Genomic DNA, 23,720 nt, shown 5'->3' with positions numbered 1-23,720 from the left:
GCTCAGGAGGCTCCCATGTCCGCTTTCTCCACCACGTACAAGGTTTCCGGTGTCAACAGCGGTCACTGCAAGGCGATCGTCTCCGAGGCCCTGCGCGGCCTGGACAGCGTCGACACCGTGAGCGTGGAGATCTCCACCGGCCTGGTCACCGTCAACACCAGCGCCGAGCCGGACGACGCGCTGATCTCCGAGACCATCGACGACGCCGGCTACGACTTCCACGGCCGCGCCTGAACCCACGGGGAGCACGGACAAGGACGGACGAGGACGGACGAGGGAGGGGCCGGGCATCGCGCCCGGCCCCTCCTCCGCGTTCAGCCCAGCGGCAGCTCCAGCCGCGCCGGCGCGACGACGACGGTCTGCGTCCAGACCTCCGACACGTCCCCGTACAGCGGGTCCTTGCTGTCGATCACCAGCATCAGCCGGTGCCCCTCCGCCAGGTCGTACGCGGCGGCCTGCAGGCGCCACTCCACCTCGCGCGCCTCGCCCGGCCCCAGACCTTCGACGTTCAGCGGCTCGTGCGTGATGATCCGGGCCGTCTCGTCCTGAGCCACGTCGAAGAGGTGGGCGAAGAGACTCACCGCGTGGGTCGTGGAGCGCACGGTCAGCCGCAGGACGGGAATGCCGCGGATCCGCCGGGCCACCGCCCCGCCGACACTCCCGGCCCCGCTGACACTCCCGGCGCCGCGGGCACTCCCGGCCCCGCCGGCGCTGGTCAGCGGATCCGACGTCCAGACCAGCGCATGGGTGCGGTCGATCTTCCGGGTGTCGTAGATCTTCGGGCTGCCGGCCCATTCCTTCCGGCCGGTCTCCATGATCCTGTCCATCGCGGTGGCCGCGGTGTCGACGCCGGCGATGAAGGACCGCTGCCAGGCCGTCCCCCCGCCGTCCGCGTCCCGCTCCGGGACGAGCCCGCCGTCCGCGCCGCCCGCACCGCCACCACCGCCGGTCAGGACGAGCGGTTCGGTGCCGGTGGTGACGTCGCTCCAGCTCGCGCGGCTCTCCCGCAGCGCCGGTTCCACGATCTGGTGCTCGGCCGTCGGCCGGCCGGTCTCCGGGTCGCGCAGCCGGACCGTGCGGTAGGTGAACATCACCTGGTTGCTGACGGCGGGCCAGTCCTCCACCCCGTTGCGCTCGCCCTTGAGGTGGTGGTCGAGCCAGGCGTACGCCTCCTGCATCGGGAGGTTGACGTCGCCGGGTCTGGCGGGCGGGGCGAGGAGGCCGGGGCCTTCGGGGGCGGCGTGGTCGCCGATCCACATGTTGAGCCGCTTGGGCACGGTGAGCGCCTCGAAGGACTCCACGACCTGGTTGGCCGGGAAGAGGCTCTCGTGCCAGGTGTGGGAGAGGAAGGTCGGTGTGCCGTGGTCGTTGGTCCGGTCGAGGTACGAGCGCGGGGCGCGGAGCTTCCCCCAGGCGACCACGCGGTCCATGTCCTGCCCGTTCAGGAATGCGGCGAGGATCGCGCGGTTGCGCGCGTCGAACTTCTCCTCGACCGTGCCGCCGGTCAGGCCGAGCAGGGCGTTGACGGCCGCGAGGTGGCGGACGCCGTTGTCGTGGAGCGCGGTGGCGAGGTCGCCCCAGGTGCTGAGGGCGACGACGGCCGCCACCCGCTCGTCGTGGGCGGCGACGAGCTGGCTGATGCCGGAGCCGTACGACTCGCCGAGGAAGCCGATGGCGGTGGGCCCGAAGCGCTCGACGGCGTAGTCGACGACGGCGGAGCCGTCCGCCCAGTCGTTCGGTCCGGCCACGTCGATGAAGCCCTGGGAGGTGGACGGCAGGCCCTTGAGGCCGAGGCCGCGGGGCGTGTACGCGATGACGTGGTAGCCCTTCAGCGCGAGCGTGAGGTACGCGTACAGGAAGGGTGCCCAGCCGAAGGGCGACCAGCCGGCCGGGAGGACCACCAGCGGGTGCGGACCGGGGGTGAGCTGCCGGAGCGTGAAGGCGGAGAGCCCGATGCCGTCGTGGGCCTCGATGGTGGTGACGAGTGGGAGGGCGATCCCCCGCACCTGCCCGACGAGCTCGGCGAGTTCGTCGGTGAGCAGGTCCGTGCGCCCCTCGGGCTCCATGGCCGCGGCCAGCGTCTGGCCGAGCCGGACGGCGTCGGGGTCGGCCGTCCCGTCGGGCGCCCACAGGCCGCGCGCGGCGACGTGGGCGACGTCGGCCTCCGTGACGGCCTCGGTGATGAGGGAGCTGAAGGTGGTGTGCGTGGTGTCGTCGGGCACGTGCACCCGGTCCTCTCGTCTGGTCCGGCGGTTCCGTGTACGGCCCGTCCGCATGGCGGACGGGTGACGCACGGTCAGCAAGCCTGACCCATGGGCGACGGAGCCACCAGAGAGCGCGTGAAGGGCGCGTGAGACACCGGACCGGGACACCGGCGACACCGGCCGCCCGGTTTCGCACGTTTGAAACGGAGCCCGCCCGTCAGCTCCGGGCGGGGGCGGCGGGCTCTACGGCCGGTTCCGGCGGGCGTACGACGAGCAGCGCGGCCACGTCGTCGTCGAGACCGTCCGCGGCGTAGCGGGCGAGGTCCTCCTGGAGCAGCGGCAGCACCCGGTCGTCCGGCTGGTCCGCCCAGCCGCCGAGCCGCTCCTCCAGCGGGTAGAAGACGCCCGCCCGGTCCCGGGTCTCGCTGACGCCGTCGGTGAACAGCAGCAGCCGGTCCCCCGGGCCGAACGGCACCTCCTCCACCCGGTGCCGGGAGACGAACAGACCGGCCAGGTTGACCGGCAGCGACGGGTCCGAGAGGACGACGGGGCGTACCCGCCCGTCGTGCTGGAGGAGCGGGGCCGGGTGGCCGCAGCTCAGGAGGCGTACGACGTCCTCGCCGTCGGGGAGTTCGAGGAGGAGGACGGTGGCGAAGCGCTCGGCGGAGTCGGCGTCGGGGTCCCAGGCGCCGTACCGTTCCAGGCCCTCTTCGAGGCGGTCGGCGAGCGCGGGGAGGTCGGGCGCGTCGGTGACGGCGGCGCGGTAGGCGCCGAGCAGCACGGAGGCGCTCTCCACGGCGCCCAGGCCCTTGCCCTGGACGTCGCCGAGCAGGACACGGACGGCGCCGGGGATGCGTACGGCCTCGTAGAAGTCGCCGCCGATCCGGGCCTTCGCGGCGGCGGCGAGGTACAGCAGGTGCAGTTCGACGCGGCCGAGCCGGGGCGCCAGCGGGCGCAGCAGCACCCGCTGGACGACCTCGGCGACGGCCAGCACCTCCCGCATGTCCTGCTCGTAGCGGGCGCGGACCCGGCTGACCCAGACGGCGGCGGCGATGACGGCGGCCAGGACGGCCTCGGCGGCGAGGATGTCCTGCGCGGGATCTCCCTGCGCCATGGCGAGGGCCAGCCGCAGCACCATCGCGAGCACGCCGATGGCGACGGTGCCGCGCACGTTCCAGGTGACGGCGGCGAGCGCGGGGCCGATGACGAGGAGCCGGTCGAAGTGCTGTCCCTGCGAGGTGACGAGGTCGACGACCACCACGAGCGCGAGGGCCAGCAGGGGCAGCGCGAGGCCGATGGTGAACTCGGTGCGCGTCCCCTTGGCCGGGGGGAGACGGTGACCACCTGTGGGCATTGCCTGATGGTACGTACGCGACGGCGGCGGACCCGGGCGTTACGGCGCCGGTGGCGTGTCAGCGTCCCCGCGCCGCCCCGGCAGGGCGAGCGCGGCCGGGGCGGCGAGGACCGCGACGGCGGCGAGCGCGGGCAGGGCGTGGCCGGAGGCGGGCAGCAGGGAGGCCAGGGTGACCCCGAGGACGGGCCCGGTGTTCATGGCGGTCTGCTGGAGCCCGCCGGCGACCCCGGCGTGCCCGAGCGGCGCCCGGTGCACGACGACGGAGGTCGCGGTCACCATCACGGCGCCGAACCCGGCCCCGATCAGCGCGGCGCAGGCGCCCGTCACCGGACCCGAGTCCGTCACCCCCGGGCGGCCGAGGAGCAGCACGCCGAGCGCGGTGAGGAGGGCTCCCCCCGTGGCCGTGGCCCGCGCGCCCAGGCGCCGCTGGAGCACGGCGCTGACCGGCGCCCCCAGCACCAGGGCCACGGCGAGCGGGGCCATCCGCAGGGCGGTCTCCATGGGGGTGAGCCCGAGGGCGTCCTGGAAGAGGTACGTGGCCGCGAAGAGGGTGCCGGAGAGCGCGGCGGACACGGCGAGCAGCGCCCCGAGCCCGGCGGCGACCGGCCCGGGCCGCAGCAGAGCGGGCGGCAGCAGGGGGTGCGGGGCCCGCCGTTCGTGCCGTATGAGGAGGACGGCGGCGAGCACGGCGACGGCGAGGGCGACGGGGGTGCCGGTGACCAGGCCGTGGACGAGGCAGGCGAGGGCGAGGCCGAGCAGGCAGGCGCCGGGGAGGTCGAGGCCGCCGAGGCCGCGGGTGTCCGAGGTCCCCGGGGCGGGGCGTCGTTCGGGCAGGGCCAGGCAGAGGAGGGCGAGCGCCGCCGTGGGGGCCACGCCGATCAGGAAGACCGCGCGCCAGCCGTACGCCCCGACGAGCGCGCCGCCGACGAGCGGTCCGGCAGCGGCGGCGAGGCCGATGGCACTGGTGCGCAGGGCGACCGGCATCCCCAGGCGTTCGGGCGGGTAGGCGGCGCGCAGCATGCCGAGCGTGGCGGGCTGCAGCAGCGCGCCGGCGACGCCCTGCGCGACCCGCAGGGCGATCACCGTGCCGATCCCGGGGGCGGCGGCGATCCCGGCGGAGGCTGCGGCGAAGCCGAGGCAGCCGACCGCGAAGACCCGGCGGTGCCCGTACCGGTCGCCGAGCCGTCCGGCGAAGACCAGCAGACCGGCGACGGCCACGAGGTAGCCGGTGCTGGTCCACTGCACCTGCCCGAGCCCGGCGCCCAGGTCACGCTGGAGCACCGGCTGGGCCACGGTCAGCACGGTCCCGTCGAGAGCGACGACGGCGGCGCCGACGACACTGCACGTGAGCGCGAGGGCCCGGTGCCGGGCCGCCGCGACGGGCCGGGCGGCGACAGCGGCGGCTTCGGTGCTCATCGGGTCGCCTCCGCGGGGCCCAGGTGCGCCCGGAGCGCGGCGGCGAGCAGCGGCTCCACGTCGTCCGCGCCCGTCGCGAGGCGCAGGCTGCCCCAGCGCCAGAGCTGGGCGATGCCGTGCAGGTTGGCCCAGAGCGCGCCCGCGGCGGTGGCGGGGTCCACGTCCGGGCGGGCCTCCGCGACCAGGGCGCCGAAGCGGGCGAAGAGCGGGAGGCTCGTGTCGCGCAGCCCGAGCCGCCCGCTCTCCAGCAGGTCGTGGCGGAACATCAGCTCGTACATCCCGCCGCGGGTCCTGGCGAAGTCGAGGTAGGCGCGCGCGAGGGCCTCGATGCGGGCCCGGGCGTCCCCCGCGTGCGCCTCGGCGCGCGCCGCGCGTGCGCCGAGCTCGCGGAAGCCCTCCCGGGCGATCGCCGAGAGCAGGTCGAGGTGGGTCGGGAAGTGGCGGCGGGGCGCGCCGTGCGAGACCCCGGCCCGGCGGGCGATCTCGCGCAGCGACAGGGCCTGGACGCCCTCGGTGTCGACCAGCTCGACACCGGCCCGGACGAGCCGGTCGCGCAGCCCCGTCTCGGGCTCGGGCGTGGAGGTGGGGGGCGTGGGCGCGGAGGGCGGGGGCGGAGTGGGTTCTGCGGACATGATCCTTGTCTAGCCGATCTCCGTAGACACTGTCTACCCGTTTCGTAGACAGTGTCTACCCTGCGTGGGCAGCCACGGGGGCGGGGGCGGCACCGCGAAGCCCGTCCGGGGCGTCCGGGGCGTCCGTTACTGCGTCCGTTACACTGAGGGACAGCGAAGGGGAGTAGCCCTGCAAACCGGTCGTCGACACACTGGAACCCCCGGGTTCCCGGTGACCGGGTCCGTGCGGAAGCGCGGACGGGCGAGACCTTCGGCCAGGCATCATCGCCACGTCCGCATCTGTGGGCGTGGTTCGTCATGCCGGGCCGAGTGGTCCTCCCGTCGCCCCTCCAGGCGCCGTTCCGGGCCCGGGCCCGGTCCGAGCAGAGAGCTCCCGGTATGCACCTCGACCCCTTGGCGATCATCACCGCCTTCGGGCTGATCTTCCTCGCCGAGCTTCCGGACAAGACGATGTTCGCGTCGCTCGCCATGGGCACGCGCATGCGTCCGCTGTACGTGTGGTTCGGCACCTCGACCGCGTTCATCGTCCATGTGGCCATCGCCGTGGGCGCCGGCAGCCTGCTCGGGCTCCTGCCCGGCTGGAGCGTCAAACTCGTCTCGGCTCTGATGTTCGGCTTCGGCGCCTTCATGCTGCTGCGCGGCGGGGACGACGAGGACGAGAGCGACTCCGGCGGCAAGACCGTGACCGGTTTCTGGCCCGTCTACTCGACCGCCTTCATGGCCGTCTTCATCAGCGAGTGGGGCGACCTGACCCAGATCACCACGGCCAACCTCGCCGCCACCAACGGCACCTGGTCGACGGCGATCGGCTCCGCCGCCGCCCTGATGAGCGTGTCGGCGCTCGCGCTCGTCGCGGGCCGCTTCATCGCGAAGCGCGTCCCGCTCAAGACCGTGCAGCGGGTCGGCGGCGTGTGCATGGCCGGGCTCGCGATCTGGTCGCTGGTGGAGGTCTTCACGGGCTGAGGCGGCCGATGCGGCTGGGGCTGCCGAAACGGCCGAGGCCGCGGAAGCCGCTCCGCCTGCCGATACGGTCGATGAAGCCGAAGCGGCCGATGCAGCCGATGCACTCGATCGGCCCCTGAAGGACATGCCCGCCTGCCTACGACGCGGGCATGTCCCTCCGTCCCGAACCCTCCGACCGTCTCACGGCGTTCGGCAACCAACTCGTCGACGCCCACCTCTACCTCCGCGAGGAGCTGGCCCGCCTGCGCGCGGACGTGGCCGGCCATCTCGCCTCCGGCGGGGAGCGCCCGCGCGAACTGCGCGCCCCCACCCTCGCCCAGCACGAGGAACGCAAGCCGGTCGCCGCCCTCAACGCGCTCGACGGGTCCGCCGGGACGCTGCACGCGGCTTCGAGGACTTCGCGCTGCGCGATCTGACGCAGCCGTGAGCGGGTCCTTGCTGAAGAACTGAATCACTGCTTCACTCCTTCCATGCCCTACCGACGCACACCGGCGGTCCAGGCCCGTCTCGACGCACAGCGCGCCGGCGTCGTCGAGGCGGGCCTCGGGCTGCTCGCCGAGCACGGCTACGCCGGCTGCACCATGGCCGCCGTCGCCGCGCGGGCGGGGATCGCCACCGGCAGCGTGTACCGCCACTTCCCCAGCAAGGCCGAGCTCTCCGTCGAGCTGTTCCGCACCGTCGTCGGGCGCGAGGTCGCCGCCGTCTCCGAGGCCGCGGCCCTGGGCGCGCACCGGGGCTCCGCCGACCGCGTGGTGGCCGTCATAGAGACCTTCGCGACCCGGGCCCTGAAGGCGCCCCGGCTCGCCTACGCGCTGCTCGCCGAGCCGGTCGACCCGGCGGTCGACGCCGAGCGCCTCGTCTTCCGGCGCGCGTTCCGCGACGTCTTCGCCGCGGTGATCACCACCGGCGTCGAGAGCGGCGAGCTCCCGCCCCAGGACCCCCGGCTGACCGCCTCCGCGCTCGTGGGCGCGGGCGCCGAGGCCCTCATCGGCCCCCTGACCGGCCCGACGACCGGCCCGTCCGCCGGAGAGACAGCCCGGGAAATAGCCAGAGAGACAGCCGGGGAGGCGGGCGGGGAGTCCGTGGGGCCCGGCACCGTACCCGCCCTGGTCACCTTCACCCTCCGAGCTCTGGGAGTTCCCGATGCCCACCACGCATGAGGTCACCAACCAAGTTCCGCCGCTGACCGGTTACGACGTCTCGGCCGACCCCGCGCTCCTGGAGGCGCTGCGGCGCGAGGGCGCGCAGTGGGCGGAGACGGACGTCCGGGAGCTGGGCGTGATGGCGGGCGGGCAGCAGGCGCAGGAGTGGGGGCGGCTCGCCGAGCGGCACTCGCCGGTGCTGCACACCCACGACCGGTACGGGCACCGGATCGACGAGGTCGAGTTCCACCCGTACTGGCACGAGCTGATGAACGTGGCCGTGCAGCACGGCCTGCACGGCGCGCCCTGGGCCGACGGCCGGCCGGGCGCGCACGTGGCGCGCGCCGCGAAGGTGTTCGTGTGGGGGCAGGCCGACCCGGGGCACCTGTGTCCGATCTCGATGACGTACGCCGCGGTGCCGGCGCTGCGGGCCGAGCCGGAGCTCGCCGCGGTCTACGAGCCGCTGCTGACCTCCTCCTCGTACGACTTCGGGCTGCGGGTCCCGACGAAGAAGCGCGGGATCATCGCCGGGATGTCGATGACCGAGAAGCAGGGCGGTTCGGACGTCCGCGCCAACACCACCCGGGCGGTGCCGACGGGCGAAGCCGGGATGTACGCGCTGACCGGGCACAAGTGGTTCACGTCCGCGCCGATGTCGGACGTCTTCCTGACCCTGGCGCAGGCGCCCGGCGGGCTGTCCTGCTTCCTGGTGCCGAGAGTGCTGCCGGACGGCTCGCGCAACGCGATCCGCTTCCAGCGGCTCAAGGACAAGCTGGGCAACCGCTCCAACGCCTCCAGCGAGATCGAGTACGAGGGTGCGCTCGGGCACCTGGTCGGCGAGGAGGGCCGCGGGGTCGCCACCATCATCCGGATGGTGAACATGACCCGGCTCGACTGCGCCGTCAGTTCGGCCTCCGGGATGCGGCAGGGGCTCGTCCAGGCCGTGCACCACGCGACGCACCGCAGCGCGTTCGGCGCCCGGCTCGTCGACCAGCCGCTGATGACCAACGTGCTCGCGGACCTGGCGGTCGAGGCCGAGGCCGCGACGATCGCCGCGATGCGCCTCGCGGGCGCGGTGGACCGGGCGACGGCCGGGGACGCCGCGGAGGAACAGCTGCGCCGCCTTGGTCTCGCGGTCACGAAGTACTGGGTGTGCAAGCGCGCCCCCGCCCACGCGGCCGAGGCCCTGGAGTGCCTGGGCGGCAACGGATACGTCGAGGACTCGGGACTTCCCCGCCTCTACCGGGAGTCTCCGCTCCCTTCCATCTGGGAGGGCTCGGGCAACGTGGCCGCGCTGGACGTGCTGCGCGCGATGGCCCGTCAGCCCGAGGCAGTGGAGGCCTTCTTCGGGGAGGTCGACCGCGCGGCGGGCACCGACCGGCGCCTGGACGCGGCGACGGCCCGCCTCCGCAAGGACCTGGCGGGCCTCGGCGACCTGGACGCCCTCCAGTACCGCGCCCGCCGGATCGTCGAGCACCTCGCCCTCGTCCTCCAGGGCTCGCTCCTCGTCCGGCACGGGCACCCGGCCGTCGCCGACGCCTTCTGCGCCTCCCGCCTGGACGGCGACTGGGGCATCGCCTTCGGCACCCTCCCGCAGGGCCTGGACGCGGCGGCGATCATCGAGCGGGGCGCCCCGGGCTTCCCGTCGGCCTGACCGGATCCCGAGACCGGCGCCACGCGGGCGGGCCCGGAGCACGGCGCACCGGGCCCCTCGCGTGGCAGTCTGATGGGCGCATTGTCCCTGCCCCTCCCCCATGGCGCGACGGAGGCCCCTTTGAGCACGGAACCGCACCGCGACGGGATCGAAGGGATCCACGGCATCGACGGGATCGACGCGATCCACGAGGAGCTGGACCGGAGCGCGGAGGAGACGGCGCCCCAGGTGATCGCCTGGCGCCGCCATCTGCACCGGCATCCGGAGCTGCCCAACCGCGAGGTCGGGACCGCCCGTCTCGTCGCCGACCATCTGCGCTCGCTCGGTCTGGACGAGGTCCGCACCGGCATCGCCGGGCACGGGGTGGTGGGGGTGCTGCGGGGCGGACTGCCGGGCCCGCGCACGATGGCGCTGCGGGCCGACATCGACGCCTTGCCCGTCGAGGACCTGTGCGGCACCGACTTCGCCTCCGAGACCGTCGACGCGGACTATCCCGGCGGCCCGTTCCCGGTCTCGCACGCCTGTGGGCACGACTGCCACACCGCGATGCTGATGGGCGCGGCGACCGTCCTCGCCGGGGTGCGCGAACGGCTTCCCGGGACCGTGCTGTTCGTGTTCCAGCCGGCCGAGGAGGGCCCGCCGGTCACCGAGGAGGGCGGGGCCCGGGCGATGCTGGCGGCGGGCGCGTTCACCGATCCGGTGCCGACGATGGTCTTCGGGATGCATGTCACCCCGTATCCCAAGGGGTACGTGGGCTACCGCGTCGGCAACCAGTACGCGGCGTCCACGCTCGTGCGGATCGTCGTGACCGGGGAGCAGGTGCACGGCTCGACGCCGTGGCAGGGTGTCGACCCGATGCCGGCGGCCGGCGGCATCATGACGGGGATCGGGCAGATCTACCGCCAGGTCTCCGCCTTCGACCCGGTCACCGTGACCATCGGGCACGTCGAGGACGCCGGCCGCTTCAACATCATCGGCCAGACCGTCACCCTGTGGGGCACGGTCCGCTGCGCGGTGGAGTCGGACATGGCGGAGGTCCAGCGGCGCCTGACGACGCTCGCCGAGCACACGGCGGCGGCGTACGGTGCCACGGCGGCCGTGGACTACCTCCAGGCGGTGCCGCCGGTGCACAACACCGCCGCGTGGGTGGCCGCCGGCCTGCCGACGCTGCGGCGCGTCGTCGGCGCGGAGCGGGTCGTGGAGACCGGAGCGACGCTGGGCTACGACGACGTGTCCGAGTTCGTGAACCGCTTCGGCGGCCTGTACGTGATGCTCGGCGTCCAGGACGCGACTCTCGACGCCGCCGGGCGCCCGGTCCCCTCGCCGGGCGGCCGTGGCCTCGTCACCAACCACAACCCGCGTTTCTACGCCGACGACTCCACCCTGGTGACCGGGGTCCGACTGCACGCGCAGGTGGCGTACGCCCACCTCGCCGGTGCGCTGACGGCCGGATGACGCCTCCGACCGCGACCGGAAAGCGCCTCACTCGTTCGTGAGTTCCGGCGTTCTCCCACCCCCGCGCCACGCCACGCTGAGGCGGACGGATCCGAGGGTGGGAGGACGACATGGCGCGGGACACGGGGCACCGCGAAGGCCTGGACGACCAGGCCCTGTTGCTCGTGGCGGGACTCGCCGATCTGGCGATCGGCACACTGGGATCGGCGCTCGGCACGGTCCGGGGGCTGCTGCGCCGCTCCGACACGGCGGAGCTGGCCTCGGAGGCCGAGCGGGACCTGATGGCGCGCGGGCGCCTCGCCCTCGACCGGTACGCCGCCGCGCCGCCGCCCCATCTGGAGGTGCTCGCCCGGCACGTGGTGGCCCGCCGGGACGCCGACGATGTCTGAGGCGTGGGACCCGGCCGGGTTCAAGGCCCGGGTCGACCAGGCGCTGCACCGGTTCGTCGCCCAGGAGGCCGACCTGCTGGCGGGGATCGATCCCGCCCTGGCGCCGGTGGCGGTCGAGCTGGAGACGGCGGTCGCGGCGGGCAAGCGGCTGCGGGCGGCGTTCTGCTACTGGGGCTGGCGCGGCGCCGGGCAGCCGGACAGCGAGGCCCTCGTGCGGGCGGCGGCCGCCTTGGAGCTGGTCCACGCGGCGGCCGTCGTGCACGACGACCTCGTCGACGACAGCCCGCTGCGGCACGGCCGGCCCACCGCGCACTTGGCGCTGCGCGCCGCCGTCCCGCACCATCCGGGGGCCGATGGCGCCGCCCGCTCGCTCGCGATGCTCCTCGGCGATCTGCTGATGTCGCTGGCCGGGCAGTTGTTCGTGACCAGCGGCCTGCCCGCCGCCTATCTCGGCCGGGCCCGCCCGCTGTGGGCGCTGCTCGCGCGGGAGCTGGTCGCGGGCGAGTGCCTGGAGATCCTGCACACGGGCGCCGTCCCGGACACGGAGGCCTCGCTGAAAGTCATCCGCTACAAGACGGCGAAGTACACCGTGGAGCAGCCCCTGCTGATCGGCGGCGCCCTGGCCGGGGCAGGGCGCCGCCTGGGCGAGGGGTACGCGGCGTACGGGCTGCCGCTGGGCGAGGCGTTCCAGCTGCGGGACGACCTGCTCGGGCTGTTCGGCGACCCCGAGCGCACCGGCAAGTCCAACGGCGACGACCTGCGCGGCCACCGCCCCACGGCGCTCCTCGCGGAGACCTGGCGGCTCGCCGGGCCGGGCGAGCGCGACCGGCTGCGCGCCCTCCTGGGGCGGGACGGTCCGGGCGGGGACCCGGGGGCGGAGCACGGTGTCCTGGACGAGGTCCGTGCGCTGATGCTCCGGCTGAAGGCGCCCGACCGCGTCGAGGAGATGATCGCCGCGCGGGTCGAGGAGGCGCTGGGCGCGCTCGACGGCCTCGACGTGCCCCCGGCGAGCGCCGCCGCCCTGACCGCGCTCGCCCACTCGGCCGCGATCCGCCCGTCCTGACCGCCGTACCCGCCCTCCCCCCTCACCTCCCAGAGCCCGAAGGAGCCCCCGTATGCCTTCCACCGACGCGTCGCACGACGCCCTGCGCCGGGCCGGAGACGAACTCGCCGACGCCACCGTCGCCACGCTCTTCGAACGCGGCGAGGTGGGCACGTTCAACACCCTGATGCGGTACGTCTCCGTCGCCGGCGCTCCCCTGCCGGACGGGCTGCCCGACGTGGCGCGCGAGTACCTCCACGTCACGAGCGCGGCTCCGGCCTGGGTGGACTGGGAGGAGATGGAGAAGGCGCGGCTGTTCTTCATCGACAACGACGTGCACATCACCACGGCGCTGTCCTTCGCCTCGATGCCCGCCTGCTATCTCGTCCCGCACGTGGCGAAGCTGCTGTCGACGACCCACGGTCTGAAGTACCCGTCCAAGCGGATGGCGGAGACCGGTCAGTTCACGGTGCACCTGATGCGGCCCGACGCGTTCGAGGCCGGCGGCCGTTTCATCCCGGCCGCCCAGAAGGTGCGGCTGCTGCACGCCTCGATCCGCCACCACCTCATCCGCGAGGACCGCTGGGACACCGTCGCGCTGGGGGTGCCGATCTGTCAGGAGGACATGATCGGCGGGCAGATGTTCTTCTCGATCCTCGTCCTCGACAGCCTGCACCGGCTCGGTGTCCACATGTCCACGGAAGGGGCGGAGGCCTACTACTACGCGTGGAAGGTGGTCGGCGCCATCCTCGGGGTCGACCAGGAGGCCGTCCCGCAGAACCTCACCGAGGCCCGCGAGTTCCTCGACCGGTACATGATCCGGTACATGGGCCCGTCCGAGGAGGGCGCGGTGCTGACCCGGCAGCTCATCGACCTGTACGAGGAGGTCGTGCCCGGCACCTTCTTCGACCCGATCGTCTCCGCCCTCATCCGGTTCCTCGTCGGCGAGACCTCCGCCGACTGGCTCGACGTCCCCCGCACCCCGTGGGACACCGTGGTCAAGGCCGTGCCGCACCTCCTGGGCGTCCTGGAGACCATCGAGGACCGTTCCCCGCTCAGCGCCTGGGCCCTCGACCGGATCGGGCATCTCACCACGGTCTTCGAACTGTCCTCGCTCACCCGCGGACGCGTCATGCACTACGCCATCCCCGAACACCTCAAGGCCGACTTCGGGGTCTCGTCCTCCGTCCCCCGCTCCCGGCGCTGGACCCCGCCCGCGGCCGTGCTCGGCCCGTAGCGCTGCGCGGCGAGCGTCAGCCGGTGCTCGGCGCGCCGCACCGGCTCACCGCGGCCCCGGCGCCGTATCGCTCCCGGCCGGGACACCCACCGCCGTCTCGACGAAGGCCCGGACCAGGGCGGACTCCGCGGCCGTCGGCCAGACGAGGCCGTACTCCAGGGGCGGGGCGTCGTGGAAGGGCACGTAGGCGATGCCGGGGCGGGGGTGGTAGCGGGCGCCGCGGGCCGCTCCCGGGGAGACACCACGGCCCGCGGCGACCAGGGACAGCAGCTCCTCCCAGGTGGCGGCCGAGGGGCCGTGCCCGACGGGCGCGCCGGAGGGGGTACGGGTCGGGTAGTGGGCCTCGCGCCAGGCCCGGGGGTGGCCGGCGCCGCTGGTCACCAGGGTCTGCCCCGCGAGGTCCTCCAGGCCCACGGAGGGACGGCGGGCCAGCGCGTGGCCGGCCGGGACGAGGAGCACCCGGTCCTCCCGGATCAGGACCGGGCCGGTGGTGAGGCCGGGGACGGCGACCGGGAAGGTGGCGTACTGGAGGTCGAGTTCGCCGTCCTCGACCGGGCGGGTGCCGGCGTCGAGGGGGATCTCGCGGAGGGTGATCTCGCAGCCGGGGTGGCGGGCGAGGAAGGCGTCAGCGGCGGCGGTGAGCAGGGCCCCGCCCCAGGGGGAGGCGAAGCCGACGCGCAGGGTGCCGAGCATGCCGCGCCCGGCGGCCGTGGCCTGTTCGAGGGCGGCGAGGATCCGGCGGTGGGCGGGGCGGAGTTCCTCGTGGAGGCGGGCGCCGACGGGGGTGAGGCGGACGCTGCGGCTGGTGCGGACGAAGAGCGGGGTGCCGACGCGGCGCTCCAGCTTCTTGATCGTCTGGCTGATCCGGCCGGTGGAGACGCCGAGGAGTTCGGCGGTGCGCCCGAAGTGGAGCTCGTCGCCGAGGGTCAGGAACGCCTCCAGTTCGTGCCGTTCGAGCACGGGACCACCTCCGATTGTTTAGCCTCGCTCAACGCCGGTTGCATTGTTGCACCTTGATGCACGGCGGGCCCGACGGGACCCTGAGGGACGTGACCCTCCTCCCTTCCCGCCCCCGCACACCCGCAGCCCCTGCCGCCGGCGCAACCGCACCCGCTCCCGCACCCGCTCCCGCCCCCGCTCGCTTGAACGTCCTCGTGCTCGCCGTCGCCGGGGCCGTGACCGTCGCGAACATCTACTTCCCGCAGCCCCTGCTCGCCGCCGTGGCCCGCGGCCTCGACGTGTCCGACCGCACGGCGGGCCTCCTCGCCACCGCGGCGCAGGCCGGGTACGCGCTGGGCATCCTGCTGCTGGTGCCCCTCGCCGACACCGCGCGGCTGCGCCGCCTGACGGGCACGCTGCTCGCCCTGACCAGCGGCGCCCTGCTGGTGGCGGCCGCCGCCCCGAACATCCTCACGCTCCTCCTCGCGACCCTCGCCCTGTCGACGACGACGGTGCTGCCGCAGATCCTCACGCCCGTGGCGGCCGTCCTCGCGGGTGCCGAGCGGCGCGGCCGGGTGGTCGGTCTGATCGGCCTCGGCCTCACGCTCGGCTCCACCCTGTCCCGTACCGTCTCGGGCGCGGTGTCCGACGCGAGCGGCAGCTGGCGCACGGCCTACCTGGTGGCCGCCGTGGCCACGGCGGGCCTGCTGTGCGTGCTGCCGCGGGCCCTGCCGGAGCGGCTCGGCGCCCCGGGCGCGCGCCGGATGCCGTACGGCCGGATGCTCGCCGGGCTGCCCCGGCTGCTCGGCGTCCACCGGGCGCTGCGGGTCTCGGCGCTCGTCGGGGCGTGCGTGTTCGCGGCGTACAGCGTCTTCTGGGCCGCGCTCGTCTTCCATCTCGCGGCCCCGCCACTGGGGTACGGGCCGGGGGCGGCGGGCCTGTTCGGGCTGCTGACCGTGCCGGCCGCGCTGGCCTCGGCGTACGCGGGCCCGCTCACCGACCGCTTCGGCACGGGCCGCGTCGGCCGCTGGGCCCTCGGCTGCGTGGGGCTCGGGCTGACGGTCGCGGGCCTGGCGCCGTACGCGCCCGTGGCGCTGGTGGCGGGCGCGGGCTGCGTCGTCCTGGGTACGAGCGCCTGCCAGGTGGCGAACCAGGCCCGGGTGCTCGGCCTGGGGCGGGAGGTGGCGGCCCGGGTCAACACGGTCTTCATGCTGGCCACGTTCGGCGGCGGCGCGCTCGGCTCGCTGATGGCGGCCTGGCTGTACGGGGCGTACGGCTGGCGGGCGACGGTCCTCGGGGCGACGGCGTTCACGGCGCTGGGCGCGCTGGCGGCCTCGTGGCGGCGGGCGTCCGCCCCCGCCTGACCGCGCCCCGGCCCCCGACTTGCGCCACGCCCGCCACAGGGAAGGCTGGAGGTACCGGTCCGCGTCCCTCACAGGGAGACACGATGCAGCAACCCGCCCCCCTCGACCTGGGCGCCCTCGCCGACGAACACCTGACCAAGGCCCGCGGCGCGCCCCACGGGCGCAGCGCCCATCTGGTGGTGCACGACGGGGTGCTCCGCCAGAGCGTGATCGCCATGATCGCGGGCACTTCCCTCGACGAGCACAACGCCCCGCCCGCGGCGAGCCTCCAGGTCCTGCGCGGCCGGGTGGAACTGACGGCCTCGGGCCGCTCGGAGGAACTGGCGACGGGCGGGCTCCAGATGATCCCGAAGGAACGGCACGGTCTGACGGCCCTGGAGGACGCGGTCGTGCTCCTGACCGCGGTGAACGACTAGTGGGTGTCCGTCCGGGGCGGGCCGGCGGCGCGGCGCACCGGACGTGCGCCGGCTCGGCGTCAGCGGCCCGAGGGTGACAGGAATCGATGCCGACCGGCGCTGGTCCGCGTCCATGCCGGAGGCCTACGAGCAGTACCTCGTTCCGGTGCTCTTCCGCCCCTTCGCCGAGGACCTGGCCGCCCGGGCGGCGGCGCTCCGCCCCCGGACCGTCCTGGAACTGGCGGCGGGGACGGGCGCGCTGACCGCCGGCCTTCTCGCGTCGGTGCCGTCGGCCGAGGTGACGGCCACCGACCTCAACGAGGCCATGGTCGCCTTCGGGGCGGCCCGGGTCCCGGGCGCGGTGTGGCGGCAGGCCGACGCGCGGCGGCTGCCGTTCCCGGACGGCGGGTTCGACCTCGTGGTCTGCCAGTTCGGCGTGATGTTCTTCCCCGACCGGGTCGCGGCCTTCGGCGAGGCCCGCCGTGTGCTGGCCCCGGGCGGCAGGTTCCTGTTCAACACCTGGGGCCCGATCGCCTCGCACGGCTTCGACGACGCGGTGCAGGCCGGGCTCGCACGCGCCTTTCCCGTCGACCCGCCCCTGTTCCTCCCGACCGTCCCGCACGGCTACGCGGACCCCGCCGTCGTGGCCGACGACCTGGCGGCGGCCGGGTTCGCCCTGGAGGCGGAGGAGAAGCTGACGCTCGAAGGCCGGGCCGCGTCGGCGGCCGACGTCGCCCTCGGCTTCCTCACCGGGTCACCGGTGCGCGAGGCCGTCGAGGAGCGGGGCGGCGGACCGGACGAGCACGCCACCGTCGTCGAGGAGACGACCGCGCGCCTGGGCCGGGGGCCGGTCACCGCCACCATGACGGCGTACGTCTTCCTCAGCGCCGCCTGAAAGGGGCAGCTGCCCGCCCTTCGCCCGCTCACTCCATCCGGTCGAGGTCCTCCGCGTAGTGCTCGATGGCCTCGCGGTACTCACGGACGAACGGGTCGGTGCTGGTCTCCGCGAGGAGACGGAGCAGGAGCCGGGTGGAGTCGTGGTGGCGGCCCGTGTTGTACAGGGCCATGGCGAGGAAGGCGCGCAGGGAGCCGTCCTCCGGGTACTCCTCCGTGCCCCGTCGCAGGGTGGCGACGGCCTCCTCGTGGCGCCCGAGGATGCGGTAGGTGCTGCCGAGGCCCAGGAACACTCCCCTGCGTTCCTCGGCGCCGAGTCCCTCCGTACCCGCGGCGAGTGCCTTCTCGTAGTACGGCACGGCTTCGGCCTCCAGGCCGAGTACGTCGTGGGCCCAGGCGGTCTGGTAGGCGATCTCGGGGTCGGCCGGGTGGCGCGCGGAGAGGGCGACGAGCCGGTCACGGGCCTCCTCGCGGCTGCCGCGCTCACGCAGGCCGATCGCCTCGGCGAGCAGGGTGTCTCGTCCCTGGGTGCTCAGGGGGGCGTCTCCGTGGGTGCTCCGGGGGGCGTCTTCCTTGTTGCCCAGAGGCGCGTCTTTCTCGGTGCTCATGGGGGCATCCTCGCAGCCCGGGGCGGTGGCGCCGACGGGGGCCGTCCCGGCTGCCAGGTCATGGAACGCCATACTCCGCCCCGCTTTTTGTGGCTGCCCGGCCCATAGGGGATGGGTTCCGGACACCTCTAGCCTCCGGCCCTGTCCCCACCTGTCGAGCCGCACAGGAGCCCCCATGCGCCCCTCACGTCCACGCCGCCTCGCGGCACTTCTGCTGTCCGCCGTCACCGCCCTGCTCCTCGCCGGGCCCGCGCCGTCCGCCGAGGCCGCGGCGCCCGCGCCGGTGCCGGGTGCCCTCACGCCGTACGCCATCGGCTCCGTCTTCACCGCCGGGGTGTCCGCCGGCGGGTTCATGGCGACCCAGTTGCACGTCGCGTACTCGGGTGAGATCTCCGGGTCGGCGGTCTTCGCCTCGGGCCCGTACGGCTGCGCCCGGAACACGCTGTCCACGGCGCTCAACGCCTGTATGAACACCACGCAGGACCTCCAGCTCGCCGCGCTGGAGCAGACCACCCGCGACTGGTCGGCGCAGGGACTCGTCGACCCGGTGGCGAACCTGTCGGGTGATCCGGTGTACGTGTTCAGCGGGACAGGCGACACCACGGTGAAGCAGCCGGTCGCGACCGCGCTCGCCGACTTCTACGGGCGCTTCGGGGCCCGGGTGCGCTACAACCGCGCCACCGCGGCCGGGCACGCGTGGATCAGCCCGCTCGGCCCCAACTCCTGTGCGGTGACGCAGAGTCCGTGGATCAACGACTGCGGGACCGACGCCGAGCGGGAACTGCTCGGGCAGCTCCTCGGCACGGTCGCCGCGCCTGCCGCCGCCCCCGCGGGCACCCTCATCCGCTTCGACCAGAACGCGTACGCCCCCGGTGGTTCGGCCGCCGCCCTGTCGATGGGGGACGACGGCTTCGCCTACGTGCCGAAGTCCTGCGCGGACGGGGCCGTCTGCACGCTGATGGTGGCGCTGCACGGCTGCAAGCAGGCGTACGGCCACCAGGGCTTCGGGAGCCGGTTCCTCGAGGGGGCCTATCTGAACGAGTACGCGGACACCAACGACATGATCGTGCTGTATCCGCAGGCGGCGGCGACCGGTTCCCTGGAGAACCCCAACGCCTGCTGGAACTGGTGGGGTTACCTCGGGGACTCCGCGTACGCGCGGCACGGCGGGAAGCAGATCGAGGCCGTGATGGGGATGGTGCGGGCGCTGCGCGGCACGACGACGCCGCCCTCGGGCGGCGGCTCGGTCACGCTGCCGAGCGTGGACGCGCAGGACGGGTACGTGAAGGCGGTGGCCGACGACACGGGGGCGGCGGTCGGCACCCTGGAGGACTCCCTGGGCTTCGCGCTCGGCCGGGGCACCGACGGCAAGGTGAACCGCACGCTGCTCTCCTTCGACACGTCGGCGGTCCCGGCGGGCAAGGAGATCACCCGCGCGTATCTGACGGTTGCCCGGTCGAGCGGCTCCGGAGACCCCTGGGCCTCGCCCGCGGGCAACCGGCTCCTCGCGGACGTCCGTACGGGCTGCTTCGGCGGCTGCGCGGTGGAGGCCGCCGACTGGGCGGCGCCGGCGACGGTCGCCGGGGCCGCGGAGTTCGGCGCGATCTCGTCGGGGAGCGGGGTCTCGACGGACCTGTCGCCCGCGGCGCTCGCCGCCCTGGACCGCAGCGGGACGACGCAGGTGCGGCTCGGTTTCGCCGCGGTCCAGGCGGCGACGGCGTACCTCTTCGTCAACCAGGCGGCGCCGGTGACGCTGACGGTCGAGTACCGGTAGCCCTGGGGCCGGTCCCTGGTCCGGTGAGGGCCGGGGGCCGATCCGTGGTCCCCGCGAGAGCCGCGGGCCGGTCCCTGGTCCGCGAGGGCAGGGGCCAGCCCCTGGTCCCGCGAGGGTCGCGGGCCAGTCCGTGGTCCCCGCGACGGCCCTTCACCGTTCCGGTGTCACCAGGACCAGCGGGGTGCCCGCGCAGGGTGTCAGGTGCAGGGCGCCGTGGCGGTGGACGGCCGGCGGGGCGGCGAGGACGGCGGCGAAGTCGGGGCCCTTGGTGAGGGAGCCGGCGAGGTGGGCGGGGTCGGTGGAGGCGGCGACCCGGCCGCGGGCGTTCACCAGGCGCGCCGGGACGGGCAGTTCCTGGAGCACGGGCAGGACGGCCGCCTCGAAGTGGCGCAGGTAGACGTCGGCGGCGGCCACCCCGACGAAGCGTCCGCCGACGTGGACGGGCGCGGAGAGCGTGAGGCTGTACTCGTCGGAGCAGAGGTAGTCGACGTACGGCCCGGCGACCGCGCGCTGTCCGGTCTCGCGGGGCAGCGCGTACCAGTCCCAGTGGGTGTAGTCGGAGTACGCGGAGTGCGCCGGGTCGAGGTCGAGCAGGAGCGGGCGGACGGTGCCGTCGGGCCCGCGCTGCCACCACTCCAGCCAGGCCGGCACGTCGGCGAGGAGGCCGGGCGCGGCGACGAACCCGGCGCCCGAGACGAGGTTCTGGGCCGCGAGCCGGCCGTGCAGTCCGGGCCGGAGGGCGGCCAGGTCGGCGGAGGCGGGGGCCCGGCCGGTGCCGCCGGCCGCGGTGAGCAGGGACGCGGTGTCGGCGCGGGTGGCGGCGACGGCGGCGAAGACGTCCTCAAGGGTGTCGCGGACGCGCCGCGCGACGGCGTCGGGCCCGAGCGCGCGGGCCGGGTCAGGGGCGGCGGCCCCCACGGGGTGGGCGAGCCCGGTGCTCCTGGCCATCGGTGTCCTCCTCGGGACGGGGCTCGGGTGCGCGGGTGGGGGGAGCGAGCCGCAGGGCGATCAGCCGGCCCACGGACTCGCGCACGCACCGCTCGGCCAGCATTCTTGCCCGCTCGTCGGCCTCATCCTGCACGGCGGAGATCACGGAGCGGTGACGATCCGCCACGCATTCGAGATACGCGGTGTCGTCGAGGACGAGGACGAGCAGGGCGCCCAACTCGGTCTGGAGCGCGATCTCCTCGCGGGTGAGGCGGGCCGACTGGGCGGCGGCGGCCAGCTCGACGTGGAAGCGTCCGTAGAGGCGGCTGCGGGCCGCGGGGTCCCCGGTGGCGGTCAGCTCGTCGACGGTCCGGGTGAGCGGGCGCAGGTCGCCGGGCTGGGTGCGCCGGGCGGCGAGGAGGGCGGCGGCTCCGGAGACGGCGGCCCAGTGGTCGCCGAGGTCGCGCAGCTCCTCGGTGGACCAGTCGGCGAGGCGGGCGCGCAGCCGCTCCTCGGGCGGTCCTTCGGGGAGGGTGACGAAACTGCCGCCGCCCCGGCCGCGGCGGGTGGTGACGAGTCCCTGCTGGCGCAGGGCCATGAGGGCCTCGCGCAGGGTCACGGTGGAGACGCCCAGCTGGCCGGCGAGTTCGGTCTCGCCGGGGAGCTGCTCCCCGTCGGCGAGGAGTCCGAGCTCTATGGCGTCGCCGAGCCTGCGCACCACGGTGTCGACCCGCGCACGGGTGTCGACGGGGGTGAACACGGTCCTGCGGGCGCTCCCCGGCGCGCCCGCGCCCTGTCTGCCGTCTGGCCTCACGGTGTACCACCTCGCGCGTTGACTCAGCCTTTACCTTAAGGGGGTCTTGAGATTTGAACTATGACTTCATATGTTTACGCTCACGCTCGTCACAACGCTCCACCGCACCAGAAAGGTTCCCGCCCATGGAGGGAATGGCGATCCGGCTCTCAGGACTGCGCAAGAGCTACGGCCGCACCGAGGCAGTGGCGGGGGTGGACCTGGAGATCGCCGACGGGGAGTTCTTCTCGATGCTCGGCCCCTCCGGCTCCGGCAAGACGACCGTGCTGCGGATGATCGCCGGGTTCGAGACCCCGAGCGCGGGCACCGTGGAGCTGGCCGGCCGGGACGTCACCCGGCTCGCCCCGTTCGAGCGCGACGTCCACACCGTCTTCCAGGACTACGCGCTCTTCCCGCACATGACGGTCGAACAGAACGTGGCCTACGGCCTGAAGGTGCGCAAGGTCGCCAAGGCCGAACGCCTGGTCCGGGCCCGCGCCGCGCTCGCCCAGGTCCGCCTCGAAGGCCTGGGCGGGCGCCGGCCCGGCGAGCTCTCCGGCGGCCAGCGCCAGCGGGTCGCCCTGGCCCGGGCCCTCGTCGGGCGCCCCCGCGTCCTGCTCCTCGACGAACCGCTGGGCGCCCTCGACCTCAAGCTGCGCGAGCAGATGCAGGTCGAGCTCAAGGCGATCCAGCGACAGGTCGGCATCACCTTCGTGTTCGTCACCCACGACCAGGAGGAGGCCCTGACGATGAGCGACCGGATCGCCGTCTTCCACCAGGGCCGGATCGAACAGGTCGGCTCCCCCGCCGAGATCTACGAACGCCCCGCCAGCCCCTTCGTCGCCGGCTTCGTCGGCACCTCCAACCTGCTCAGCGGCGCGACCGCGCGGGCCGTGCTCGGCGCCTCCGGCACCTACAGCATCCGGCCGGAGAAGATCCGCGTCGTCAAGGACCCGGCCGCGCCCGCCGACGCCGGCCACACCAGCGCCGCCGGCACGGTCGCCGAGGTGGTCTACCTGGGCGACGCCACCCGCTTCCTGGTCGACCTCGACGCGGGCGGCCGGCTCACCGCCGTCCAGCAGAACCTGGAGACCTCCTCCGTCGACCTCGCCGCCTTCCGGGGCGCCCGGGTGGGACTCCACTGGCACCCGCGGCACGCCGTGAGCGTCCCCGCGCCCGTACCGGCCCCGTCGCCGGAGCCGGCGCGGACGGAGACCCCGACGGCCGGGCCCCGGGCCTAGCCCGGGCGGCCTCCGAAGCCCCCGGGGCACCCCCGTACGTCTCACACTCCCCCGCACTCCCCCGCACCTCCCGCACTCTCACGCAACGGAGAACCCCGTGCGCCTGCACCGCTCGCTCCTGACGGCCACCGCCGTCTCCGGACTGCTCCTCCTCACCGCCTGCGGCTCGGCCGGCCAGGCCGGTGCCGGGAAGTCCGGCGGTCTCCACCCGCCCGCCCTCAAGGCACCCACGTCGCTCGGCGCGCCCGAGGGACAGGTCAACCTGGTCGCCTGGGCCGGATACGTCGAGGACGGCTCCAACGACCCCAAGGTCGACTGGGTGACCCCGTTCGAGAAGCAGACCGGCTGCCAGGTCAACGCGAAGACCGCCGCCACCTCCGACGAGATGGTCGCGCTGATGAAGACCGGCGAGTACGACGCCGTCTCCGCCTCCGGCGACGCCTCGCTGCGCCTGATCGCCTCCGGCGACGCGGCCCCCGTCAACACCGCCCTCGTGCCGAACTACGCGCACGTCTTCGCCGGGCTCAAGAACAAGGAGTGGAACTCCGTCAAGGGCGTCGCCTACGGCATCCCGCACGGCCGCGGCGCCAACCTCCTGATGTACGACAAGGAGAAGGTCACCCCCGCGCCCGACTCCTGGTCGGCCGTCTTCGACAAGGCGTCCGCGCACAGCGGCAAGGTGACCGCCTACGACTCCCCCATCTACCTGGCCGACGCCGCGCTCTACCTGAAGGCGACCAGGCCGGAGCTCGGCATCAAGAACCCGTACGCGCTCGACCAGAAGCAGTTCGACGCCTCCGTCGAGCTCCTGAAGGCGCAGAACAAGCACGTCGGCGAGTACTGGAGCGACTACCTGAAGGAGGTCTCGGCCTTCAAGAGCGGCGACTCCGTCGTCGGCACCAGCTGGCAGGTGATCGCCAACCTGGCCAAGGCCGAGGGCGCCAAGGTGGAGGCCGTGCTGCCCAAGGAGGGCTCCACCGGCTGGTCGGACACCTGGATGGTGTCCGCCAAGGCCAAGCACCCGTCCTGCGCCTACAAGTGGCTCGACTGGATCGTCTCGCCGAAGGCCAACGCCCAGGTCGCCGAGTACTTCGGCGAGGCGCCCGCCAATGCCGAGTCCTGCGCGCAGACCGCGGACAAGGGGCACTGCGCCACCTTCCACGCGAGCGACGAGGCCTACTGGGACAAGGTGCACTTCTGGACCACGCCGATCGAGCAGTGCCTCGACGGACGTACGGACGCGACGTGCGTGCCGTACGTCAAGTGGGTGCAGGCCTGGAACGAGATCAAGGGCTGA

23 protein-coding genes are annotated in these 23,720 nt (G+C 74.3%); 15 read left to right on the top strand and 8 right to left on the bottom strand.

Translation table 11 applies throughout. The annotated features are described in order from the left end of the window. Positions 1–15 precede the first annotated feature (15 nt). Positions 16–234 (top strand): heavy-metal-associated domain-containing protein, encoded by a 219-nt coding sequence (locus ACZ3ZE_RS22420; RefSeq protein WP_361172359.1) that lies wholly within the window; start codon positions 16–18, stop codon positions 232–234. Positions 235–314: 80 nt separating this feature from the next. Here the strand turns inward: ACZ3ZE_RS22420 and ACZ3ZE_RS22415 are convergent, their stop codons facing one another. The 4 genes from ACZ3ZE_RS22415 to ACZ3ZE_RS22400 form a co-directional block, all read right to left on the bottom strand. Next, entirely contained in the window at positions 315–2,222 is a 1,908-nt protein-coding gene (locus ACZ3ZE_RS22415) for an alpha/beta fold hydrolase (protein WP_361172356.1), read from the bottom strand. A 199-nt stretch (positions 2,223–2,421) separates the two neighbouring features. Next, entirely contained in the window at positions 2,422–3,558 is a 1,137-nt protein-coding gene (locus ACZ3ZE_RS22410) for a PP2C family protein-serine/threonine phosphatase (protein WP_467260337.1), read from the bottom strand. 39 nt (positions 3,559–3,597) lie between these two features. Further along, a complete protein-coding gene (locus ACZ3ZE_RS22405) occupies positions 3,598–4,974 on the bottom strand; it encodes an MFS transporter (protein ID WP_467260334.1) in 1,377 nt (458 codons plus the stop codon). Next, positions 4,971–5,606, bottom strand: a complete 636-nt coding sequence (locus tag ACZ3ZE_RS22400; RefSeq protein ID WP_467260332.1) for a TetR/AcrR family transcriptional regulator — start codon at positions 5,604–5,606, stop codon at positions 4,971–4,973. Before ACZ3ZE_RS22400 ends, ACZ3ZE_RS22405 begins: the two co-directional genes overlap by 4 nt. A 378-nt stretch (positions 5,607–5,984) precedes the next feature. Between ACZ3ZE_RS22400 and ACZ3ZE_RS22395 the strand changes: the two genes are divergently transcribed. The 8 genes from ACZ3ZE_RS22395 to ACZ3ZE_RS22360 all read left to right on the top strand — a co-directional run bounded on the left by ACZ3ZE_RS22395 (position 5,985) and on the right by ACZ3ZE_RS22360 (position 13,488). Next, positions 5,985–6,569 (top strand): TMEM165/GDT1 family protein, encoded by a 585-nt coding sequence (locus tag ACZ3ZE_RS22395; protein WP_361172344.1) that lies wholly within the window; start codon positions 5,985–5,987, stop codon positions 6,567–6,569. Positions 6,570–6,718: 149 nt separating this feature from the next. Then, positions 6,719–6,985, top strand: coding sequence for a hypothetical protein (locus ACZ3ZE_RS22390; protein ID WP_361627818.1), 267 nt, complete (start codon positions 6,719–6,721; stop codon positions 6,983–6,985). Between the two features lie 54 nt (positions 6,986–7,039). Further along, entirely contained in the window at positions 7,040–7,729 is a 690-nt protein-coding gene (locus ACZ3ZE_RS22385; protein ID WP_361627821.1) for a TetR/AcrR family transcriptional regulator, read from the top strand. Continuing rightward, positions 7,713–9,365 carry an acyl-CoA dehydrogenase family protein gene (locus tag ACZ3ZE_RS22380; protein ID WP_467260330.1) on the top strand — a complete coding sequence of 551 codons (1,653 nt, stop codon included), beginning with the start codon at positions 7,713–7,715 and terminating at the stop codon, positions 9,363–9,365. The genes ACZ3ZE_RS22385 and ACZ3ZE_RS22380 overlap by 17 nt, the downstream gene beginning before the upstream one ends. Positions 9,366–9,485: 120 nt before the next feature. Beyond that, a complete protein-coding gene (locus ACZ3ZE_RS22375; protein WP_467260329.1) occupies positions 9,486–10,820 on the top strand; it encodes an amidohydrolase in 1,335 nt (444 codons plus the stop codon). A 110-nt stretch (positions 10,821–10,930) separates the two neighbouring features. Beyond that, the gene (locus ACZ3ZE_RS22370; protein ID WP_361172329.1) at positions 10,931–11,209 is read left to right on the top strand and encodes a polyprenyl synthetase; all 279 of its coding nucleotides are present in this window, start codon (positions 10,931–10,933) and stop codon (positions 11,207–11,209) included. Further along, positions 11,202–12,272, top strand: a complete 1,071-nt coding sequence (locus ACZ3ZE_RS22365) for a polyprenyl synthetase family protein (RefSeq protein WP_363290697.1) — start codon at positions 11,202–11,204, stop codon at positions 12,270–12,272. Before ACZ3ZE_RS22370 ends, ACZ3ZE_RS22365 begins: the two co-directional genes overlap by 8 nt. A gap of 52 nt (positions 12,273–12,324) precedes the next feature. Continuing rightward, positions 12,325–13,488, top strand: coding sequence for an oxygenase MpaB family protein (locus ACZ3ZE_RS22360; protein ID WP_467260326.1), 1,164 nt, complete (start codon positions 12,325–12,327; stop codon positions 13,486–13,488). 45 nt (positions 13,489–13,533) lie between these two features. On the opposite strand, the gene ACZ3ZE_RS22355 is transcribed toward ACZ3ZE_RS22360, so the two are convergent. Continuing rightward, positions 13,534–14,448: a LysR family transcriptional regulator gene (locus ACZ3ZE_RS22355; protein WP_467260324.1), complete on the bottom strand. Its 915-nt coding sequence runs from the start codon at positions 14,446–14,448 to the stop codon at positions 13,534–13,536. A gap of 182 nt (positions 14,449–14,630) precedes the next feature. Here ACZ3ZE_RS22355 and ACZ3ZE_RS22350 point away from each other — a divergent pair, with 182 nt between their 5' ends. From ACZ3ZE_RS22350 to ACZ3ZE_RS22340, 3 genes are all read left to right on the top strand, one after another. Beyond that, positions 14,631–15,791 (top strand): MFS transporter, encoded by a 1,161-nt coding sequence (locus ACZ3ZE_RS22350; protein WP_361627839.1) that lies wholly within the window; start codon positions 14,631–14,633, stop codon positions 15,789–15,791. Positions 15,792–15,874: 83 nt separating this feature from the next. After that, positions 15,875–16,207, top strand: coding sequence for a cupin domain-containing protein (locus ACZ3ZE_RS22345; RefSeq protein WP_361172314.1), 333 nt, complete (start codon positions 15,875–15,877; stop codon positions 16,205–16,207). 112 nt (positions 16,208–16,319) lie between these two features. Continuing rightward, a complete protein-coding gene (locus tag ACZ3ZE_RS22340) occupies positions 16,320–17,081 on the top strand; it encodes a class I SAM-dependent methyltransferase (protein ID WP_467260716.1) in 762 nt (253 codons plus the stop codon). A 28-nt stretch (positions 17,082–17,109) separates the two neighbouring features. Here ACZ3ZE_RS22340 and ACZ3ZE_RS22335 read toward each other — a convergent pair whose 3' ends face one another. Beyond that, complete coding sequence (locus ACZ3ZE_RS22335; protein ID WP_442304471.1) at positions 17,110–17,688, bottom strand: tetratricopeptide repeat protein; 579 nt, start codon at positions 17,686–17,688, stop codon at positions 17,110–17,112. A gap of 175 nt (positions 17,689–17,863) precedes the next feature. Between ACZ3ZE_RS22335 and ACZ3ZE_RS22330 the strand changes: the two genes are divergently transcribed. Continuing rightward, positions 17,864–19,462 (top strand): extracellular catalytic domain type 2 short-chain-length polyhydroxyalkanoate depolymerase, encoded by a 1,599-nt coding sequence (locus ACZ3ZE_RS22330; protein ID WP_467260322.1) that lies wholly within the window; start codon positions 17,864–17,866, stop codon positions 19,460–19,462. A gap of 150 nt (positions 19,463–19,612) precedes the next feature. On the opposite strand, the gene ACZ3ZE_RS22325 is transcribed toward ACZ3ZE_RS22330, so the two are convergent. Together ACZ3ZE_RS22325 and ACZ3ZE_RS22320 are read right to left on the bottom strand one after the other, a co-directional pair. Further along, positions 19,613–20,410: a cache domain-containing protein gene (locus ACZ3ZE_RS22325; protein WP_467260320.1), complete on the bottom strand. Its 798-nt coding sequence runs from the start codon at positions 20,408–20,410 to the stop codon at positions 19,613–19,615. Further along, positions 20,361–21,203: a FadR/GntR family transcriptional regulator gene (locus ACZ3ZE_RS22320; protein WP_361172301.1), complete on the bottom strand. Its 843-nt coding sequence runs from the start codon at positions 21,201–21,203 to the stop codon at positions 20,361–20,363. The genes ACZ3ZE_RS22325 and ACZ3ZE_RS22320 overlap by 50 nt, the downstream gene beginning before the upstream one ends. 125 nt (positions 21,204–21,328) lie before the next feature. On the opposite strand from ACZ3ZE_RS22320, the gene ACZ3ZE_RS22315 reads away from it, so the two are divergent. Both ACZ3ZE_RS22315 and ACZ3ZE_RS22310 read left to right on the top strand, forming a co-directional pair. Beyond that, the gene (locus ACZ3ZE_RS22315) at positions 21,329–22,423 is read left to right on the top strand and encodes an ABC transporter ATP-binding protein (RefSeq protein WP_361172298.1); all 1,095 of its coding nucleotides are present in this window, start codon (positions 21,329–21,331) and stop codon (positions 22,421–22,423) included. Positions 22,424–22,520: 97 nt separating this feature from the next. Beyond that, entirely contained in the window at positions 22,521–23,720 is a 1,200-nt protein-coding gene (locus tag ACZ3ZE_RS22310) for an ABC transporter substrate-binding protein (protein WP_361172295.1), read from the top strand.

The organism is Streptomyces sp. NPDC023157 (assembly GCF_055560575.1).
The sequence above is the reverse complement of the archived record's forward strand: the minus strand, read 5'-3'. Positions and strand labels throughout refer to the sequence as shown.